At 64.8% G+C, this 18167-nt stretch carries 16 protein-coding genes, 2 tRNA genes and 2 pseudogenes; 6 read left to right on the forward strand and 14 right to left on the reverse strand.

The features are described from left to right. The 3 genes and pseudogenes from W823_RS0131105 to leuC all read right to left on the reverse strand — a co-directional run. Positions 1-491 (reverse strand): HU family DNA-binding protein (locus tag W823_RS0131105; RefSeq protein ID WP_031333716.1); only part of this gene is annotated, 491 nt, incomplete at its 3' end. Between the two features lie 147 nt (positions 492-638). Next, entirely contained in the window at positions 639-1247 is a 609-nt protein-coding gene (leuD, locus tag W823_RS55615; protein ID WP_023963784.1) for a 3-isopropylmalate dehydratase small subunit, read from the reverse strand. 30 nt (positions 1248-1277) lie between these two features. Next, a pseudogene (leuC, locus tag W823_RS55620) lies at positions 1278-2698 on the reverse strand (3-isopropylmalate dehydratase large subunit). An 86-nt stretch (positions 2699-2784) separates the two neighbouring features. Between leuC and W823_RS55625 the strand changes: the two are divergent. Together W823_RS55625 and W823_RS55630 are read left to right on the forward strand one after the other, a co-directional pair. After that, positions 2785-3504, forward strand: a complete 720-nt coding sequence (locus tag W823_RS55625; protein ID WP_023963786.1) for an IclR family transcriptional regulator — start codon at positions 2785-2787, stop codon at positions 3502-3504. A gap of 88 nt (positions 3505-3592) precedes the next feature. Further along, positions 3593-4099: a pyridoxamine 5'-phosphate oxidase family protein gene (locus tag W823_RS55630; RefSeq protein WP_023963788.1), complete on the forward strand. Its 507-nt coding sequence runs from the start codon at positions 3593-3595 to the stop codon at positions 4097-4099. A gap of 28 nt (positions 4100-4127) precedes the next feature. On the opposite strand, the gene W823_RS55635 is transcribed toward W823_RS55630, so the two are convergent. Further along, entirely contained in the window at positions 4128-4352 is a 225-nt protein-coding gene (locus W823_RS55635) for a hypothetical protein (RefSeq protein WP_023963790.1), read from the reverse strand. A 144-nt stretch (positions 4353-4496) separates the two neighbouring features. Here W823_RS55635 and W823_RS55640 point away from each other — a divergent pair, with 144 nt between their 5' ends. Next, on the forward strand, positions 4497-4727 hold the full coding sequence (locus W823_RS55640; RefSeq protein ID WP_030172015.1) for a hypothetical protein: 231 nt from the start codon (positions 4497-4499) through the stop codon (positions 4725-4727). Between the two features lie 38 nt (positions 4728-4765). Beyond that, positions 4766-5797 (forward strand): N-acetylmuramoyl-L-alanine amidase, encoded by a 1032-nt coding sequence (locus tag W823_RS55645; RefSeq protein WP_023963794.1) that lies wholly within the window; start codon positions 4766-4768, stop codon positions 5795-5797. A gap of 98 nt (positions 5798-5895) precedes the next feature. On the opposite strand, the gene W823_RS55650 is transcribed toward W823_RS55645, so the two are convergent. The 5 genes from W823_RS55650 to W823_RS55670 all read right to left on the reverse strand — a co-directional run bounded on the left by W823_RS55650 (position 5896) and on the right by W823_RS55670 (position 9296). After that, positions 5896-5968, reverse strand: a tRNA-Glu gene (locus W823_RS55650). Between the two features lie 28 nt (positions 5969-5996). Continuing rightward, a tRNA-Gln gene (locus tag W823_RS55655) sits at positions 5997-6068 on the reverse strand. Between the two features lie 101 nt (positions 6069-6169). Beyond that, a complete protein-coding gene (gene gltX / locus W823_RS55660) occupies positions 6170-7642 on the reverse strand; it encodes a glutamate--tRNA ligase (protein ID WP_023963796.1) in 1473 nt (490 codons plus the stop codon). Between the two features lie 48 nt (positions 7643-7690). Next, complete coding sequence (locus W823_RS55665; protein WP_023963798.1) at positions 7691-8518, reverse strand: alpha/beta fold hydrolase; 828 nt, start codon at positions 8516-8518, stop codon at positions 7691-7693. Between the two features lies 1 nt (position 8519). After that, on the reverse strand, positions 8520-9296 hold the full coding sequence (locus tag W823_RS55670) for a fumarylacetoacetate hydrolase family protein (RefSeq protein WP_023963800.1): 777 nt from the start codon (positions 9294-9296) through the stop codon (positions 8520-8522). A gap of 147 nt (positions 9297-9443) precedes the next feature. On the opposite strand from W823_RS55670, the pseudogene W823_RS55675 reads away from it, so the two are divergent. Next, a pseudogene (locus tag W823_RS55675) lies at positions 9444-10657 on the forward strand (MFS transporter). Positions 10658-10685: 28 nt separating this feature from the next. Here W823_RS55675 and W823_RS55680 read toward each other — a convergent pair. Both W823_RS55680 and serA read right to left on the reverse strand, forming a co-directional pair. Further along, positions 10686-11699: a 3-isopropylmalate dehydrogenase gene (locus tag W823_RS55680; protein ID WP_023963802.1), complete on the reverse strand. Its 1014-nt coding sequence runs from the start codon at positions 11697-11699 to the stop codon at positions 10686-10688. Beyond that, the gene (gene serA, locus W823_RS55685) at positions 11696-13291 is read right to left on the reverse strand and encodes a phosphoglycerate dehydrogenase (protein ID WP_023963804.1); all 1596 of its coding nucleotides are present in this window, start codon (positions 13289-13291) and stop codon (positions 11696-11698) included. The genes W823_RS55680 and serA overlap by 4 nt, the downstream gene beginning before the upstream one ends. Positions 13292-13548: 257 nt before the next feature. Here serA and W823_RS55690 point away from each other — a divergent pair, with 257 nt between their 5' ends. After that, a complete protein-coding gene (locus W823_RS55690) occupies positions 13549-14211 on the forward strand; it encodes a S1 family peptidase (RefSeq protein ID WP_023963806.1) in 663 nt (220 codons plus the stop codon). A 289-nt stretch (positions 14212-14500) separates the two neighbouring features. On the opposite strand, the gene ilvC is transcribed toward W823_RS55690, so the two are convergent. The 3 genes from ilvC to W823_RS55705 all read right to left on the reverse strand — a co-directional run bounded on the left by ilvC (position 14501) and on the right by W823_RS55705 (position 18165). Further along, a complete protein-coding gene (gene ilvC, locus W823_RS55695; RefSeq protein WP_200866421.1) occupies positions 14501-15502 on the reverse strand; it encodes a ketol-acid reductoisomerase in 1002 nt (333 codons plus the stop codon). A 141-nt stretch (positions 15503-15643) separates the two neighbouring features. Next, positions 15644-16147: an acetolactate synthase small subunit gene (gene ilvN, locus W823_RS55700; protein ID WP_023963810.1), complete on the reverse strand. Its 504-nt coding sequence runs from the start codon at positions 16145-16147 to the stop codon at positions 15644-15646. Continuing rightward, the gene (locus W823_RS55705) at positions 16144-18165 is read right to left on the reverse strand and encodes an acetolactate synthase large subunit (RefSeq protein ID WP_023963812.1); all 2022 of its coding nucleotides are present in this window, start codon (positions 18163-18165) and stop codon (positions 16144-16146) included. Before W823_RS55705 ends, ilvN begins: the two co-directional genes overlap by 4 nt. Positions 18166-18167: the final 2 nt, after the last annotated feature.

Here is an 18167-nt window from a genome sequence, read left to right on the forward strand (position 1 = left end):
GCAGCAGTCTTCTTGGCCGGTGCTGCCGTGGTCTTCTTGGCAGCAGTCTTCTTGGCCGGTGCTGCCGTGGTCTTCTTCGCGGCGGTCTTCTTGGCCGGAGTGGCCGCCTTCTTGGCCGGAGCCGCCTTCTTGGCGGCGGTCTTCTTGGCCGGCGCACTGCTCGAAGCAGTTGCACTGCCCCGCTTGACTGCTGGTCCCGACGCGCTCAGCTTCTGCTTGCCGGAGACCACCAACTTGAACTGGGCGCCCGGACGGAATGCCGGAACCCAAGTCGGACGGACCTTGACTGTTTCACCGGTGCGGGGGTTGCGGGCAACCCGTGCAGCGCGGCGACGCTTTTCGAAAACACCAAAGCCGGTGATCGTGACGCTCTCGCCTTTGTTCACAGCGCGAACGATCGTATCGACGATGTGCTCAACGGCATCTGTAGCCGTCCGGCGATCGGTCCCCAACTTCTTTGTCAGTTCCTCGATGAGCTCTGCCTTGTTCATGGATTCAACCTCCGCAAACTGTTGGCCCACTTTGGGCCAGCTACAGGACACGGTAAACGTCAAATGGCAAAACGTCCACGATCCACGCCAAATTCACCCGGCGTGGCGAAAGGTTTGTCCTCTAACAGGTTACGTCAGAGGCCGGCTTCAGGCTCCCGAGGGAGGGACCGGCAGGGTTTTCGGTTTCCATACGGGCCTTACCTTTTCATACGCAGAAATGGCTTCGACCTGCCGCAATGTCAGTCCGATGTCGTCCAGACCCTCCATCAGACGCCACCTTGTGTACTCATCAATTGCAAAGCGCACCACTAGGTCCCCTGCGGTGACGGTCTGATCTTCAAGGCTCACCGTCAATTCCAGTCCCGGCTGCTCTTCGAGCCGTTTCCAGAGCAGTTCGACGTCCGACTGCTCCACCTGGGCGGCCACCAAACCCGCTTTTCCGGCGTTCCCGCGGAAGATATCGGCGAATCTCGACGAGATGACAACCCGAAATCCGAAGTCGGATAACGCCCAGACGGCGTGCTCGCGCGACGACCCGGTGCCGAAGTCGGGCCCGGCCACGAGCACCGAGCCGCGGTTGTACGGCTCGGTGTTGAGGACAAAATCGGGGTCGTTGCGCCACGCGGCGAACAGACCGTCCTCAAAGCCCGTGCGAGTCACTCGCTTCAGGTAGACCGCCGGGATGATCTGATCGGTGTCGACGTTGCCCCTGCGCATCGGGACGCCGATGCCGGTGTGCGTGGTGATCGGTTCCATCGTCTGTTCTTTCTTTTCGGCCTGTGAGATTTATCGGACGGGATCGGGCAGATCCGTGGGCGCAGAAAGCCGACCTCGGATCGCGGTGGCCGCCGCCACGGCCGGTGAGACCAGATGGGTTCGGCCGCCCTTGCCCTGTCGCCCTTCGAAATTCCGGTTCGATGTGGACGCACACCGTTCCCCTGGCGCCAGCTGGTCCGGGTTCATCCCCAGACACATCGAGCACCCCGCCTGTCGCCACTGTGCGCCTGCGGCATCGAATATCTCACCGAGGCCCTCCTGCTCGGCCTGCAGCCGCACACGGGTGGACCCGGGAACGATCAGCATGCGCATCCCGTCGGCGATCTTGCGACCGTCGAGGATCTCGGCCACCGCACGTAGGTCCTCGATGCGCCCGTTGGTGCACGATCCGACGAAGACGGTGTCCACCTCCACATCACGCAGTGGGGTTCCGGGCTTCAAATCCATGTACTCGAGCGCCTTCTGCGCCGAGGCGGCCAGCCCCTCGTCGGTCATCTCGGCCGGGTCCGGCACCGTGGCACCGAGGGGCGCGCCTGGCCGGGGTTGGTCCCCCAGGTGACGAACGGCGTCAGCGACGCCGCGTCGATGTGCACCTCGGCATCGAAGACAGCGTCTGGATCGGTACGCAATTGCCGCCAATTCTCCACCGCCGCGTCCCAATCGGCACCCTGCGGGGCGTGCGGACGGCCCTTGATGAACTCGAACGTGGTGTCGTCGGGAGCGATCAGACCCGCGCGTGCACCCGCCTCAATCGACATGTTGCACACGGTCATCCGCGCTTCCATCGACAGCTTCTCGATCGCCGATCCGCGGTACTCGAGGACGTAGCCCTGTCCTCCGCCGGTGCCGATCTTGGCAATGATCGCCAAGATCAGGTCCTTGCTCGTCACGCCGGGCGGCAGCTCGCCGTCGACGGTGATCGCCATTGTCTTGAAGGGGCGCAACGACAAAGTCTGAGTTGCCATGACGTGTTCGACCTCGGAGGTGCCGATGCCCATCGCGATCGCACCGAAGGCACCGTGGGTCGAGGTGTGGCTGTCGCCGCAGACCACTGTCATACCCGGCAGGGTGAGTCCGAGCTGCGGACCGATGATGTGGACGATGCCCTGCTCGGCATCGCCCATCGAATGCAGTCGGATACCGAACTCTTCGCAGTTGCGGCGAAGGGTGTCCACCTGCAATCGCGAGATGGGGTCGGCGATGACCTTGTCGATGTCGACCGTCGGGACGTTGTGGTCCTCGGTCGCGATCGTGAGGTCGGGCCTGCGCACCGGACGGTTCGCCAGGCGGAGCCCATCGAATGCCTGCGGACTGGTCACCTCGTGCACGAGATGTAGATCGATGTAGATCAAGTCGGGGTTGCGCGAGGATCCTTCTCCCTCACCGCGAACCACAACATGCTCTTCCCAGACCTTTTCGGCCAGGGTCATCGGACGGTCGGTCACCACAATCACCACTTTTCTGTCTTACCGAGTTGGGGCTGGCATCTCAGTATGCGAGAGCATAGTATCGGCTTGTGAGAAATGATACCGCATCGGCCACGTCCAGTGGCATCGGTGTTCTGGACAAATCCGTTGCAGTTCTGCACGCCGTCGCCGAGGGCCCGTGCAATCTGGGAGAGCTCTGTTCACGCACCGGCCTGCCCCGCGCCACCGCGCACCGATTGGCGGTCGGCCTCGAGACCCATCGACTGCTGGCGCGCAACACATCCGGCTTGTGGTGCCCCGGTCCGGTCTTGGGCGAATTGGCGGCCGGTGCCACCGACACGGTCCGCGAGGCCGCGGCCCTGGTGCTGCCGAGGCTTCGCGAGATCACCGGGGAAAGTGTGCAGCTCTATCGCCGCGAAGGTGCCGACCGCATCTGTGTCGCGGCGATCGAACCGCCGTCGGGGCTTCGGGACACGGTCCCGGTTGGCGCGCGCCTGCCGATGAACGCCGGTTCCGGAGCGAAGGTGCTTCTTGCCTGGGCCGATCCGGCGACCGCGCGACTGTTGTTGGGAGAGAACGGATTCAGCGAGCGAACATTGCTCGAGGCGCGACGGCGCGGCTGGGCACAGAGCGTCGGAGAACGCGAGCCCGGCGTCGCGAGTGTGTCCGCCCCGGTTCGCAGCCCCAGCGGTGAGGTGATCGCGGCGATCTCGGTATCCGGCCCCATCGACCGTATGGGCCGGCGTCCGGGATCGCGATGGGCCGCTGACCTGCTGGCTGCAGCCGATGCGATCAACAAGCGGCTGTAGCGCGGCATTAGTGTGTGAGAACACGTTCATCTGGGATGGAGATTGAGGGTCGTCGACCCATCACTCTCCCGCGGCGAGAGGGCACCGAGTGGGTACGAACGAGCGCGGCAAGATTGTCATGAGCGAGGACGAGATCTCGACGTTCATCGTCCAGAGCCGAACCGCGACACTGGCAACGGTGTCCGCTCAGGGCAGGCCGCACCTCGTCGCGATGTGGTACGCGGTGATCGACGGCGAGATCTGGTTCGAGACCAAGGCCAAGTCACAGAAGGCGGTGAACGTGCGCCGCAACCCGATCTGCACCGTGATGATCGAAGACGGCCTGACCTACGACAAACTCCGCGGCGTCGCGATCGAAGGCACGGCATCGATCCACGACGATCCCGACACCATCCTGAAGGTCGGGATCAGTGTGTGGGAACGGTACAACGGCCCGTACACCGAAGAGATGCGACCGTTCGTGGACCAGATGATGAACAAGCGCGTGGCGGTCCGGGTCTCACCCGACCGCGTCCGCAGCTGGGATCACCGCAAACTGGGTATGCCCGAGATCCCGTTGGCCGGCAGCACAGCTGAGTTCCTGAACCAGCAGTGATCGCGTCCACCGACCGCCGAGTGTGTGATCACTCGGCCAGGTGCGCGGCGATCTCGTCCAGGACCGGGTCACCGTCGGTGGCATTCTGGACCTGATCGCGCCACGACGACAATTTGGCATCCCTGGCGTGGATGTCGTCCGCACTCTCGGTGGCGCTGGTTGTCGATGACGTCCCCGGCATGTCCGGTGATGATGATCCGATTCTCAGGTCGAGTTCGGCGAGCAGCTCGTTCTTCGTCATCTTCTTGGTCATTGGCCAATCCTGCGTCAGCAACGTCGCTTTCTTCAACTCGTCGCCCGATCGACGGCGTCAGAGATGCACACGCGGCGGATCCACTCAGCTGTCCGACGGCTTTTGTACGCTCATCGGGTTGACCCCGTACTCGAGGAGGTACCGATGGTGCACTATCTGCGCCTCGTCTCGGACTCTGGTCGCGAGTTGAACTATCGGCTCCATCACGATGCCGATCCCGACTCGATCCAGACCTGGCTCGCCGAAGGCGTTCGAGCGCAAGCGTTCGTCAACGTCCCGATCGTGATGGACGGCCAGGTGGAGATCACCACGCTCGCCGTGCAACCGGGGCGCTGGGCGGCCTGGATGGTGTTCCACGTCGCCCAACCTCTCTGACGCGACCGCACCCGACAAGACACCAAGGAGACGCTGCCGTGGCAGATCCCGTCTGGCTCGCGGACGTTCTGCGCGCAGAGGGTGTGGAGACCGTGGAGTATCCGGGCTGGCTTGACCGCGGCCACGGCGACTTCGGCCAGATCACCCATGTCATGGCACACCACACCGGTGGCAACGCCAGTCCCCGATCCATCGCCGAGCATCCTGAATTGGGACTGAGTTCCCAGATACACCTTGCCCGCAACGGCGTCGCGACAGTTGTGGGCGCGGGCATCGCATGGCATGCCGGTCCTGGCGACTGGCCCGGCATTCCCACCGATGACGCCAACCGGGTCTCCATCGGGATCGAGGCGGAGAACAGCGGCACCGAAGGATGGTCCGCGGCGCAGTACTGGGCTTACGTGAAGGTGTGTGCAGCGATCTGCCGTCAGCTCGGCCTGGGTGCAGATCGCGTCATCGGTCACAAGGAATGGGCCGGCCGCTCGCAGGGGAAGTGGGACCCGGGCGGCATCGACATGGACGCGTTTCGGCAAGACATCCAGCAACAGATCAACCGAGGCCCGACACCGCCGGCGGTCAACCAGATCGATGAGGTCCAGAAGGTCGCGGGTTTTTGGCTGGGAGAACGTGAGACGCCCGGAGAGATGATCTGCGGATCAGACGGCGCAGGCAGGTACGCGAAATTCCGCGCCGGCTACGTCTACTGGCACCCGCGGTTCGGCGCACATGCGGTGAACATGCGCATCTTCGAGTACTGGGCCGGATTGAACTGGGAGAACGGTCCTCTGGGATACCCCGTGCAGGGTCACACCTACGTGGAGGGGGTGGGCGACATCCAGGCGTTCGAACGCGGCGTCGTGTTCCGCAAATTGGGAGACGACCCCGGACACCATGTTCACGGCGTGATCGGCGACGCGTACTACCGCCGAGGGGCCGAAACCGGTGAGCTGGGTTGGCCGGTGTCCAACGAGTACGAGTACAACGGCGGCCGAGCACAGGACTTCGAAAACGGCTCGCTGGCCTGGCATCCCACCGGGGCCGTTCGTATTTCCACACCGTCCACCGACTGAACCGGGGAGACTGGCCCCGCCGACCCGAAACTCTGCTGCCGCGACCCAAAACAAAAGACCCTCTCCCCTGCGTTGCAGGTGAGAGGGTCTTTCTGTTGTAGCCCCGACGGGATTCGAACCCGCGCTACCGCCTTGAGAGGGCGGCGTCCTAGGCCGCTAGACGACGGGGCCAGAACTGTCACAGCTGAGCTGTGAACCGCTGGGGTACCAGGACTCGAACCTAGAATGGCGGTACCAGAAACCGCTGTGTTGCCAATTACACCATACCCCAATGGGTGCTTTCCAAGCCGCTTGTGACCGCCGGAAAAGCGCCGAAAAGAAGGGTATCAAACCCCCCGCCAGAACCTACAATCGCCAGCTCAGAACGGGTTTTCAGCAGAAGTTTGCCCGGGCTTGCCGCAAACGCTCGAGACTGCGCGCCTCGCCGAGCAGCTCGAGCGACTCGAACAGTGGCGGGCTGATGTGGGATCCCGTCACCGCCACCCGCACCGGGCCGAACGCCTTGCGCGGCTTGAGCTCCAGCTTGTCCACCAGCGCATCTTTGAGGGCCGCCTCGATCGCGGGGGTGGTCCACTCGTCCAGAGCGCTCAGAGCGGCGATGGTGGCGTCGAGCACCGGCCCGGCGTCGGCTCCCAGGTTCTTGCGCGCGGCCGTCTCGTCGATGGCGAACTCGCTGTCGGGAACATAGAGGAACGCGATCAGACCCCATGCCTCACCGAGAACCTGGATGCGGGTCTGCACCAGATCGGCGACCACGGTGAACTGTTTGTCGTCCACAGGCTGGGTCAGCAGCCCAGCGGAGACCAGGTACGTGCGCAGCCGGTCGGCGAAGTCGTCCGGAGCCAAGCGTCGAATGTGCTCGGCGTTGATCGCGTCGGCCTTCTTCTGGTCGAACCGGGCCGGGTTGGAGTTGACCTGACGGATGTCGAACGCCGCGATCATCTCGTCGAGGGTGAAGATGTCGTGATCGTCGGCGATGCCCCAGCCGAGTAGCGCCAGGTAATTCAGCAGCCCCTCGGGGATGAATCCCCGGTCGCGGTGGTGGAACAGACTCGATTCCGGGTCGCGCTTCGACAGCTTCTTGTTGCCTTCGCCCATCACAAATGGAAGGTGCCCGAATTCTGGTGTGCGCTTTGCGATTCCGATCCGGGCCAGCGCCTCGTACAGCGCGATCTGGCGAGGCGTGGACGACAGCAGGTCCTCGCCCCGCAGTACGTGGGTGATGTTCATCAGGGCGTCGTCGACCGGATTGACCAACGTGTACAACGGATCACCGTTGCCGCGCGTCAAGGCGAAGTCAGGGACCGTGCCCGCCCGGATAACCGTGCGGCCGCGCACCAGATCGTCCCACTCGATGTCCCGGTCGGGCATCGGCAAACGCACCACCGAGGTTCGGCCTTCGTCGCGGTAGGCCTGCTTTTGTTCATCGGTCAGCGTGCGGTCGAAGTTGTCGTAACCCAGTTTGGGGTCGCGGCCGGCCGCCTTGTGACGGGCCTCGACCTCGTCGGCCGTCGAGAAGGCCTCATACGCTTCGCCGGCCTCGAGCAGCTTGGCCACCACGTCGAGATGCTGCGCCTTGCGCAGCGACTGACGGTACGGCTGGTACGGGCCACCGACCTCGGGGCCTTCGTCCCACTCGAGCCCGAGCCAGCGAAGGGCGTCGAGTAAGGACTGATACGACTCCTCGCTGTCTCGCGCCGCGTCGGTGTCCTCGATCCGGAACACGAAGGTGCCGCCGGTGTGCCGCGCGTGGACGAAGTTGAACAGCGCGGTGCGCACCAGACCGACGTGGGGGGTGCCGGTCGGTGATGGACAGAAACGGACGCGGACCTGCGAATCACTCATGTCCCCAGGCTATCGCTGACCGCCGGCCGGCCCTCGCCCGGTCGTGGCTCAGCGGGCGTGCTGGTCGAGGAACCCGATCAGCAATGAGTTCACCTCGTCGGGTTGCTCGAGATACCCGTAGTGTCCTGCCTTCTCGACAATGCGATACTCGGCACTGCCGATCGCGTCGGCGACCTCGCGCGCAAGGTGAGGTGGCAACGTCCGATCGTCGGCGAAACCGACCACGAGAGAAGGCGTGTTGATGGCCGCATAGGCCGACAGCCGGTCGCTCTCGCCGTCGTGCAACGCCAGTTGCGCACGAACTCCCGCGGTGTTGGATTGACCCGAGAATTCGATGACGTCCAGCCAATCCCGGACCGCGGCGTCGTCGTCGAGTGTGTGTCGCGACAGGTTCAGGTGCGCGGTGATCGCAGCGTGATAGCGCGGCGGGAGCGTGATGCCCCGGTCATACAGCGCACGCTCACCCTCTGAGATTGCCTCTTGGAGAGGCCCACTGCGGCCGTACGTGGCGATCATCGCCGCGCACTTGACGAGTTCGGGACGAGCCAGCGTCAACTCCTGGGTGATCTTCGCTCCCAGCGAGGTGCCGATCACCGCGGCCGGACCCGCACCGATGTACTCGATCAGCGCAGCGGTGTCGGCCACCATGTCGGCGAGGGTGAACCCACCGGGACACTCGCTCGACGGCGAGATCCCGCGATTGTCAAACGTGATGACCCGGTAGCCGGCCTTGACCAACGCCGGCTGCTGGTGCGCTTTCCACACCCGGCCGGGGCTACCCGTCCCCATCACCATCACGACCAGCGGACCGGTCCCCGCGTCTTCATAACTCAGCTGAATTCCGTTGACCTGAGCGGTCTTGGGTTGTGGGCGCATGTCACTTGCCCCGATCGGCGATCGGGTTGGTGAGGGTTCCGATGCCCTCGACCGTCACGCTCACCGTCTGGCCGGCGTTCATGGGGCCGATACCTTCTGGGGTGCCCGTCAGGATGACGTCGCCCGGGAGCAGGGTCATCACCGCGCTGATCCACTCCACGATCTCACCCACGTCGTGGAGCATCAGACTGGTCCGACTGCGCTGCCTCACCTCGCCGTCGAGTTCTGTGCGGATCTCGAGATCGCTTGGGTCGAGCTCGGTTTCGATCCATGGGCCGAGAGGACAGAACGTGTCGTGCCCCTTACCGCGGGTCCACTGACCGTCGGCCTTCTGCTGATCGCGAGCAGTCACATCGTTGCCGACCGTGTAGCCGAGGATGACGTCTTTGGCGGCAGAGGCCTTCACATCACGGCAAGGTCGCCCGATGACAACGGCCAGCTCGCCCTCGTAGTCGACCCGCTCCGACGACTTGGGTCGCAGAATGGGCACCTGGGGACCGATGATCGACGTGTTCGGCTTGATGAAGATGACCGGGTTCGCCGGCACGTCCGTCTCCATCTCCGCCGCGTGCGCGGCGTAGTTCTTACCGATGCAGATCACCTTGCTGGCCAGGATGGGCGCCAACAGCCTGGTGTCGGCCAGTTGCCAGCTGCGGCCCGTGAACGTGGGTGTGCCGAAGGGATGCTCGGCGATCTCGCGAGCGGTGGCATCACCGCCTTCTCCCTCGATACTGACAAAGGCAACCCCGTCGGGGCTCGCAATTCGACCTAGACGCATGGTCGCCACACTATCGCACCGGCGCCGTCTCACAGGGCGGGAGCCGGGTTGGTTGCATTCCCTAAGTGTTTTAAAATGTGGACGATAAGTTTCATATGTTGAGATCGAAGAAGGTGTGCGGTGCCTACGGAAACCAGACGTCGGGCGATGCTCGCCGCTTCCCTGACGGCAGCAATGGCAACCACGTGCGTGGTCAGTGGTATAGCTTTCCTGATCCCGGAGCTGCACCGGTCCGAGGGGATGTCGCTGACCGCCGCCTCGACCCTTGCCGCGGTCCCCATGGTCGGCCTGCTGCTCGCGACCTTCGCCTGGGGCGTTGCGCTGGACCGCTTCGGTGAACGTCGCATCTTGCTGCTGTCGCTGACGTTGACCGTCGCGGCCACCGGATCCGCCTGCCTGGCCAACGCTTTGGACGCGCCGACCGTGATCCTCGGCGCGTGCCTACTGGTCGCGGGAATCACTTCGGCGGCGACCAACGGTGCCGGCGGGCGCATCGTCGTCGGATGGTTTCCTCCCGATCGCCGGGGCACCGCGATGGGGGTCCGGCAGATGGCGCAGCCGTTGGGCATCGGGGTCTGCGCGTTGACGATCCCGGTGCTGGCCGAAACCTTCGGCGTCACCGCAGGTTTGGCTGTTCCTCTGGTGGTCACATCATTGGCGGCCGTATTCGTGGCAGTAGTGATTGCAGACCCACCCCGTGAGACCAGGGCCGACGGATCCGCGGTCGAGTCCCCGAATCCCTATCGTGGGAGCAGTTTTCTGCCGCGAGTACACGGCGTCAGCATCCTGCTGTCGATCCCGCAGGGGATGTTGTGGACCTTCGTCCCGGCGTGGCTCATCGTGCAACACGAATGGTCAGCCTCAGCGCCGGGATACTGGTGACGATCAGCCAGGTACTCGGCGCATTCGGTCGTATCGCCGCCGGGCGGTGGTCGGACTCGTGGGGGTCGCGTATCAAACCCATTCGGCTGATCGCCGTCGGCGCGGCTGCCTCGGTCGGCTTGCTCGCGTTCACGGACTGGCTCGACAGCCCGACCGCAGCCATCGTCATGGTTGTCGCAAGCGTGATCACAGTGGCGGACAACGGGTTGGCCTTCACCGCCATCGCCGAATTCGCAGGCCCCGGGTGGAGCGGGCGTGGACTCGCAATTCAGAACACCGGCCAGTATCTCTGGATGGCTGGATCCACTCCCCTGTTCGGAATGGCGATCGGCGCCTTCGGCTATCCGGCGGCCTTCTTGATCTCCGCGGCCGCGCCGGCCATCGCGATCGGCTTGGTCCCGGCCGACGAAAAGCCACCAAACAAATCCGCTCCACCTACGTTCGTTCGCACCGCTTGCGACGGGAGCGAACAGCAGTAGGTGGAGCGGATTTTCGGAGGTATCCGATTCAGCCGAGTGCAGCCTTGATCCGGGTTCCGACCTCGTCGGTGGTCACCGGCTGATCGCCGCGGCCCGCGAGGTCGGCAGCGACCGCTTGGTCGATGCGGTCGGCTTCGGCGTCGTGACCGAGATGGCGCAGCAGCAGTCCCACCGACAAGATGGCAGCCGTCGGATCGGCCTTGCCCTGCCCGGCGATGTCGGGTGCGCTGCCGTGAACCGGCTCGAACATCGACGGGTTGGTACCGGTGGCATCGATGTTGCCGGACGCCGCCAACCCGATACCGCCACTGACCGCCGCGGCGATGTCGGTGATGATGTCGCCGAACAAGTTGTCGGTGACGATGACGTCGTAGCGCGACGGGTTGGTGACCATGTAGATGGTTGCCGCGTCGATGTGGTTGTAATCGACCGTCACTTCCGGGAACTCGGCCGCGACCTCGTCGACGGTGCGCTTCCAGAGCGACCCGGCGAAGGTCAGTACGTTCGTCTTGTGGATCAGGGTGAGGTGCTTGCGGCGTGCCTGCGCACGCGAGAAAGCATCTCGGACAACACGTTCGACGCCGAAGCGAGTGTTGACACTGACCTCTGTGGCGACCTCGTTGGGGGTGCCGACGCGGATCGCGCCACCGTTTCCGGTGTACGGACCCTCGGTGCCCTCACGTACCACCACGAAGTCGATGTCAGGGTTTCCGGCCAGCGGCGAACGCACGCCCGGGAACAGCTTGCTGGGGCGCAGGTTCACGTGGTGATCGAGCGCAAATCGCATCTTCAGCAGCAGCCCGCGCTCCAGGATGCCCGGCGTCACCGACGGGTCCCCGATCGCACCGAGAAGGATCGCGTCGTGTTCGCGGATGGCCGCGAGGTCGCTGTCCGTGAGCAGTTCGCCCGTGCGGTGGTAGCGCTGGGCGCCGAGGTCGAACTCGGTCTTCTCGACACCCGGGAGCACCTGATCGAGAACGTCCAACGCCTGCCCGACGACCTCGGGTCCGATGCCGTCTCCCGCGATGACAGCCAGTTTCACGACAGATCCACCTGCTCGATGAGGGTGGCGTCGACGGCCTCGCCGATGGCCTCGACGACAGCTGCCGGAACTTCCTGGCTGACACGGAGCAGGATGGTTGCGCCTTCACCCTCGGCGTCCTGGGAGAGCCCGGCAGCCTGGATGTCGATACCGGCGTTGCCCAGCAGCGTGCCGATCTTGCCGAGCGATCCGGGCTTGTCACCGTAGGCGACAACGAGGTTACGGCCTTCGGCACGCAGGTCGAAGTTGCGGCCGTTGATGTTCACGACCTTCTCGACCTCGGCCGGACCCGAGAGGGTGCCGGCCACGTTCAGCACGGTGCCGTCGCCGAACACAGCGCGCAGGTCGACCAGGTTCCGGTGGTTCGGGCTCTCGGACGCCGTGGTGACCTCGGAGGTCACGCCGCGCTCTGCGGCCAGAGCCGGAGCGTTCACGAACGTGACCGGCTCCTCGATGACCGCCGAGAACAACCCGCGCAGCGCGGACAGTCCGAGGACGTCCACGTTCTTGACGGCGATCTCGCCGCGCACGTCGACGGTGAGGTTGGCCGGAACCTGACCGGACAGCGCGCCGACGAGGACGCCGAGCTTGCGCACGAGTTCGAGCCACGGTGCGACCTCATCGTCGACAGACCCGCCCGTGATGTTGACCGCGTCGGGAACGAAATGGCCGGCCAGGGCCAACCGAACACTCTTGGCGACGTCGGTGCCCGCGCGGTCCTGGGCCTCCGAGGTGGACGCGCCGAGGTGCGGGGTGACGACAACCTGCGGCAGCTCGAACAGCGGCGAATCGGTGCACGGCTCGGTGGCGTACACGTCGAGCCCGGCAGCGAAGACCTGACCGGACGCGATGGCGTCGGCGAGAGCCTGCTCGTCGATCAGACCGCCACGGGCGGCGTTGACCACGATGACGCCCTTCTTGGTACGGGCCAGCTGCTCGGCGCCGATCAGCCCGAGGGTTTCCGGCGTCTTGGGCAGGTGCACCGAGAACATGTCGGCACGCTCGAGCAGTTCATCGAGGCTGACGAGTTCGATGCCGAGCTGAGCGGCGCGAGCCGGGGACACGTAGGGGTCGTACGCGATGATGTTGGTCTCGAAGGCCGCGAGGCGCTGCGCGAACAGCTGTCCGATCCGGCCGAGCCCGACGACACCGACGGTCTTGCCGAAGATCTCCACGCCGTTGAAGCTCGACCGCTTCCATTCGTGCTGACGCAGCGTCGCGTCGGCTGCGGGGATCTGTCGGGCCGCGGACAGCAGCAAGCTGACGGCGTGCTCTGCGGCGGTGTGGATGTTCGAGGTCGGCGCATTGACGACCATGACCCCGCGTTCGGTGGCAGCCGGCACGTCCACGTTGTCCAGGCCCACTCCAGCGCGGGCGACGATCTTCAGATTGGGGCCGGCGGCCAGAACCTCGGCATCAACCTGAGTGGCCGATCGGACCAGGATCGCATCGGCGTCCTTGACGGCTTCGAGCAATTTGGGACGATCCGGGCCGTCGACCCAGCGCACCTCGACATCCTCACCCAGTGCAGTAACGGTGGACTGGGCCAATTTGTCGGCGATCAGGACGACTGGGCGGCCGGTGGGACTCACGGTGATTTTCTCCTGGTGTCGGGCCGCGCCCGGTGCTCTACCGGGAGCAAACTCAGTTGGCAACTCCAGCGATCAGCTTAGAGGCCCTCTCCTGCGGATTTCCCGCGGGTGGGTAGACCGACAAGCATCCGACCTGCGCGATTAAAGAATCTTCATTCGCGTGCAGGCAATCTAGCTCCCTGTGACTTGCGTTACGGTTATATTGCATCCGGGCGGGGGGCGCTCAGGTGGCCCGCACACACGATTGGGGAATCGAAATGTTCAGGAAACTGCTCGCCGTCTGCGCTGCGATCGCAATGGCCGCACTCGTGCTGGTGGGGGCCGGCACGGCGAGCGCGGATCCCGCCAAGGTCACCCTCGGAGGCGGGTCGGGAATCCTCATCCTCACCGGGGGCAACACCGCGGCCGCGTGCACGCTCACCACCATAGGCACCGACAACCGGGGCGACCTCTACGGGCTGACGGCGGCACACTGCGGCGAGGGCGGCCAGCGGGTCATCTCCGAACAGTTCCAAAACCGCGGTCTACTCGGCCGCATCGCGTTCTCCAACCACAAACTCGACTACGCCATCATCAAGTTCGACAACACCAAGGTGACCCCCACCCGCACGGTCGGCAGTGTCACCATCCGCGGCGTCCAGACCACTCCCCCGGCAGTCGGCAGCATCGCCTGCAAAGAAGGCCGCACCACCGGCAACACCTGTGGCATCACCTGGTTTTCCAACGGCACCGAACACATCAGCCAGATCTGCGTTGTCGAAGGCGATTCCGGAAGCCCCGTTGTAGTCGGCGACAGGCTCATCGGCATGGTCAACGCCTACTACTTCGTAGGGTGCATCGGGCCGGAGACCGGCACCAACATCAAAGCGCTCCTCGATGACATGCCCAAGCGGGGCGTCGAGGGTTTCCGGGTGTTCTGAGCCATCTGCTCGCTGCGCTCGCTATCGCTCGGCGCCAGTTAGCCTTTCGCTCACTCAGCTGTCCCCCAGTCAGCTCCTCGGCTCACCAGCTGTGTCTTTGGCTCGCTGGCGCTCGCGTGCGGGCGGCCCTTTCTCGCGCCGTCTTCCCTCGTCGACTCGGTCGCTGCGCTCCCTCGCTCCTCAGTCCAGACGGCGCGGGCCGCCCGCGTTGTGGTCGAGATCGCGACAAGTGCACAACAAACAAGCCCCGGTCCGAAAGACCGGGGCTTGTTGTGAAAACTACTGCGTATCAGGCAGTTTCGGTGATCGGACGATCAACCCAGCTCATCAGGTCACGCAGCTTCTGGCCGGTGACCTCGATGGGGTGTTCGGCGTTCTGCTTGCGCAGGTTTTCGAGCTCTTTGTTGCCGCCTTCGACGTTGGCGACCAGGCGCTTGACGAAGGTGCCGTCCTGGATGTCCTTGAGGATGCCCTGCATACGCTCTTTGGTACCCGAGTCGATGACGCGGGGACCGGAGACATAGCCACCGAACTCGGCGGTGTCGGAGACCGAGTAGTTCATGCGGGCGATGCCGCCTTCGTACATGAGGTCGACGATGAGCTTGAGCTCGTGCAGCACCTCGAAGTACGCCATCTCGGGCGCGTATCCGGCTTCGACCATGACCTCGAAACCGATCTTGACCAGTTCCTCGGTGCCGCCGCAGAGCACCGCCTGCTCGCCGAAGAGGTCGGTTTCGGTCTCTTCCTTGAACGTGGTCTTGATGACACCCGCGCGGGCTCCACCGATCGCAGCGGCGTAGCTCAGGGCCAGAGCCTCGCCGTTGCCCTTGGGATCCTGATCGACCGCGATGAGGCAGGGCACACCCTTGCCGTCTACGTACTGCCGACGCACGAGGTGGCCCGGACCCTTGGGGGCGACCATGCCGACGGTGATGTTGTCGGCCGGCTCGATCAGGTCGAAGTGGATGTTGAGGCCGTGGCCGAAGAACAGCGCGTCGCCGTCGTTGAGGTTGGGCTCGATCTCGTCTTTGAAGATCTTCGCCTGTGAGGTGTCCGGGGCGAGCACCATGATGACGTCGGCCCAGGCGGCGGCCTCGGACGCGGTCAGGACCTTGAGGCCCTGCTCCTCGGCCTTGGCGCGCGAAGCGCTGCCCTCGCGCAGGCCGATCACGACCTCGACGCCGGAATCACGCAGGCTCAGCGAGTGAGCGTGTCCCTGGCTGCCGTATCCGATGACCGCAACTTTGCGGCCCTGGATGATCGACAGGTCGGCATCGTCGTCGTAAAACATCTCGACTGCCACTTGGTTTTCCCTTCTTCGGTGATCCCCCGGCCCTCATTGGCCAGGGACTAGTTCTTTATTCGACTCGAACTTCTGGTGTGGTGACGAACTCGGCCCGAGAGACGAGCCGAGCGCATTCCGGCGAACGCCTCAGCGTGCCGCCGACATGCTCTTCGGACCGCGACCGAGCGCGACGATGCCCGACTGGGCGATCTCGCGGATGCCATACGGATCGAGCATTTTCAGCAGTGCCTCGAGCTTGTCGGGAGTACCGGTCGCCTCGACGGTGATCGATTCCGGCGACACGTCGATGACCTTCGCCCGGAACAGGTTGACCACTTCGATCACCTCTCCGCGCGCCGACGCATCCGAGCGCACCTTGATCATCATGAGCTCGCGGGCCACGGAGGTGTCCGGGTCCTGCTCGACGATCTTGATCACGTTGATCAGCTTGTTGAGCTGCTTGGTGACCTGCTCGAGAGGGAAATCCTCGACCGCGACCATGATGGTCATCCGCGAGACACCTTTGAGTTCGGTGGCTCCCACGGCGAGGGACTCGATGTTGAACCCGCGGCGCGAGAACAGTGCCGAGACACGGGCCAGGACACCTGGACGGTCCTCGACGAGCACGCTGAGGGTGTGATGCGTCGTCATTTCGTCTCGTCTTTCTCGTCACTGATCCGGGTGGTCTGCACCGATTCGACGCCGGCGATGTCTCCGCCTGCCATCGTCCGATGGATCTCGGCGGGTTCGGTGGATGCGGCCTCGTCGTCGTCGAACAACGGCCGAATTCCGCGGGCCGCCATGATCTCGTCGTTGCCTGTGCCCGCGGCGACCATGGGCCACACCTGGGCGTCGGCACCGACGACGAAGTCGATGACCACCGGACGATCGTTGATCGCACGCGCCTCGGCGAGCACGGCATCGACGTCTTCCTCGCGCTCACAACGCAATCCGACACAGCCGAGTGCTTCGGCGAGCTTCAAGAAGTCCGGGATGCGCACCGACGACTCGGAATGGTGAGTCGAGAGGTTGGTGTTGGAGTACCGCTCGTCATAGAAGAGGGTCTGCCACTGCCGGACCATGCCCAGATTGCCGTTGTTGATGACGGCGACCTTGATGGGGATGCCCTCGATGGCGCAGGTGGCCAGTTCCTGATTGGTCATCTGGAAACAGCCGTCGCCGTCGATGGCCCACACCTCGGTGTCGGGCATCCCGAGCTTGGCGCCCATGGCAGCCGGGACGGCGTAACCCATGGTGCCCAGCCCGCCCGAGTTCAGCCACGTACGCGGCTTCTCGTACGAGATGAACTGTGCGGCCCACATCTGGTGCTGTCCGACACCCGCGCAGTAGATCGCGTCCGGGCCGGCGGTCTTGCCGATCGCCGAGATCACGAACTCCGGCGACATCGAGCCGTCGGCCGGGCGGTCGTAGCTGAGCGGGTAGGTGCGGCGGATGCCGTCGAGGTAGCTCCACCAGGTACTCAGGTCCGGCGCAGCCGCGGTGGTCGCCCGCTCGTCACGGATGGCCTCGGTCAGCTCTGTGATCACCGCACGGCAATCCCCGACGATCGGCACGTCCGCGTGCCGGTTCTTGCCGATCTCGGCGGGGTCGATGTCGGCGTGGATGACCTTGGCATCGGGAGCGAACGAATCGAGCGCGCCGGTGACACGGTCGTCGAAGCGAGCGCCGAGGGTGATCAGCAGGTCGCTGCGCTGAAGGGCCGCGACCGCGGCAACCGTTCCGTGCATTCCGGGCATTCCGAGGTGCAGCTTGTGGCTGTCGGGGAACGCGCCGCGGGCCATGAGGGTGGTGACCACGGGAATACCGGTCAGTTCGGCCAGCTCGAGCAGCTCAGCGGAGGAGTCGGACTTGATGACCCCACCACCGACATAGAACACGGGTGAACGCGACGACGCGATCAGCCTGGCGGCTTCCCGGACCTGCTTGCCGTGAGGCTTGGTGACCGGACGGTAGCCGGGCAGATCGAGCTGCGGCGGCCACGAAAACGTGGTCTGGGCCTGCAACACATCTTTGGGGATGTCGACGAGAACCGCTCCGGGACGGCCACTTTCGGCGATGTGGAACGCTTCGGCCATCACCTTCGCGATCTCCGCACCACTGTTGACCAAGAAGTTGTGCTTCGTGATCGGCATGGTGATACCGGAGATGTCGGCTTCCTGGAAGGCGTCGGTACCGATCAGCGCGCGGCCGACCTGCCCGGTGATCGCGACGATGGGCACCGAGTCCATCTGCGCGTCGGCCAGGGGCGTGACCAGGTTGGTGGCACCGGGACCGGAGGTCGCCATGCACACCCCGACGCGTCCGGTGGCCTGCGCGTAACCGGTGGCGGCGTGGCCGGCCCCCTGCTCGTGGCGGACCAGGACGTGGCGGACCTGCTTGGAGTCGAACAGTGGGTCGTAGACCGGGAGGACCGCTCCGCCGGGAATGCCGAAGACCGCATCGACGCCGAGTTCCTCGAGGGCGCGCACTACTGCCTTGGCACCACTGACCCGCTCCGGTGCCACAGTTCGACGGGGACCGGTTGCGGACGGGGCTACCGGCGAACCACTCCCTGGCGTACGCCGCGGGGCGACGGGCCCCTTGGCCTGCTGCGTTGTCTGACCACCGGGGTGGGACCCCGGCTGGGTGCGTGCTGCTGGTGCGCTCACTG

It is taken from the genome of Williamsia sp. D3, from assembly GCF_000506245.1.
Lineage (GTDB): Bacteria > Actinomycetota > Actinomycetes > Mycobacteriales > Mycobacteriaceae > Williamsia > Williamsia muralis.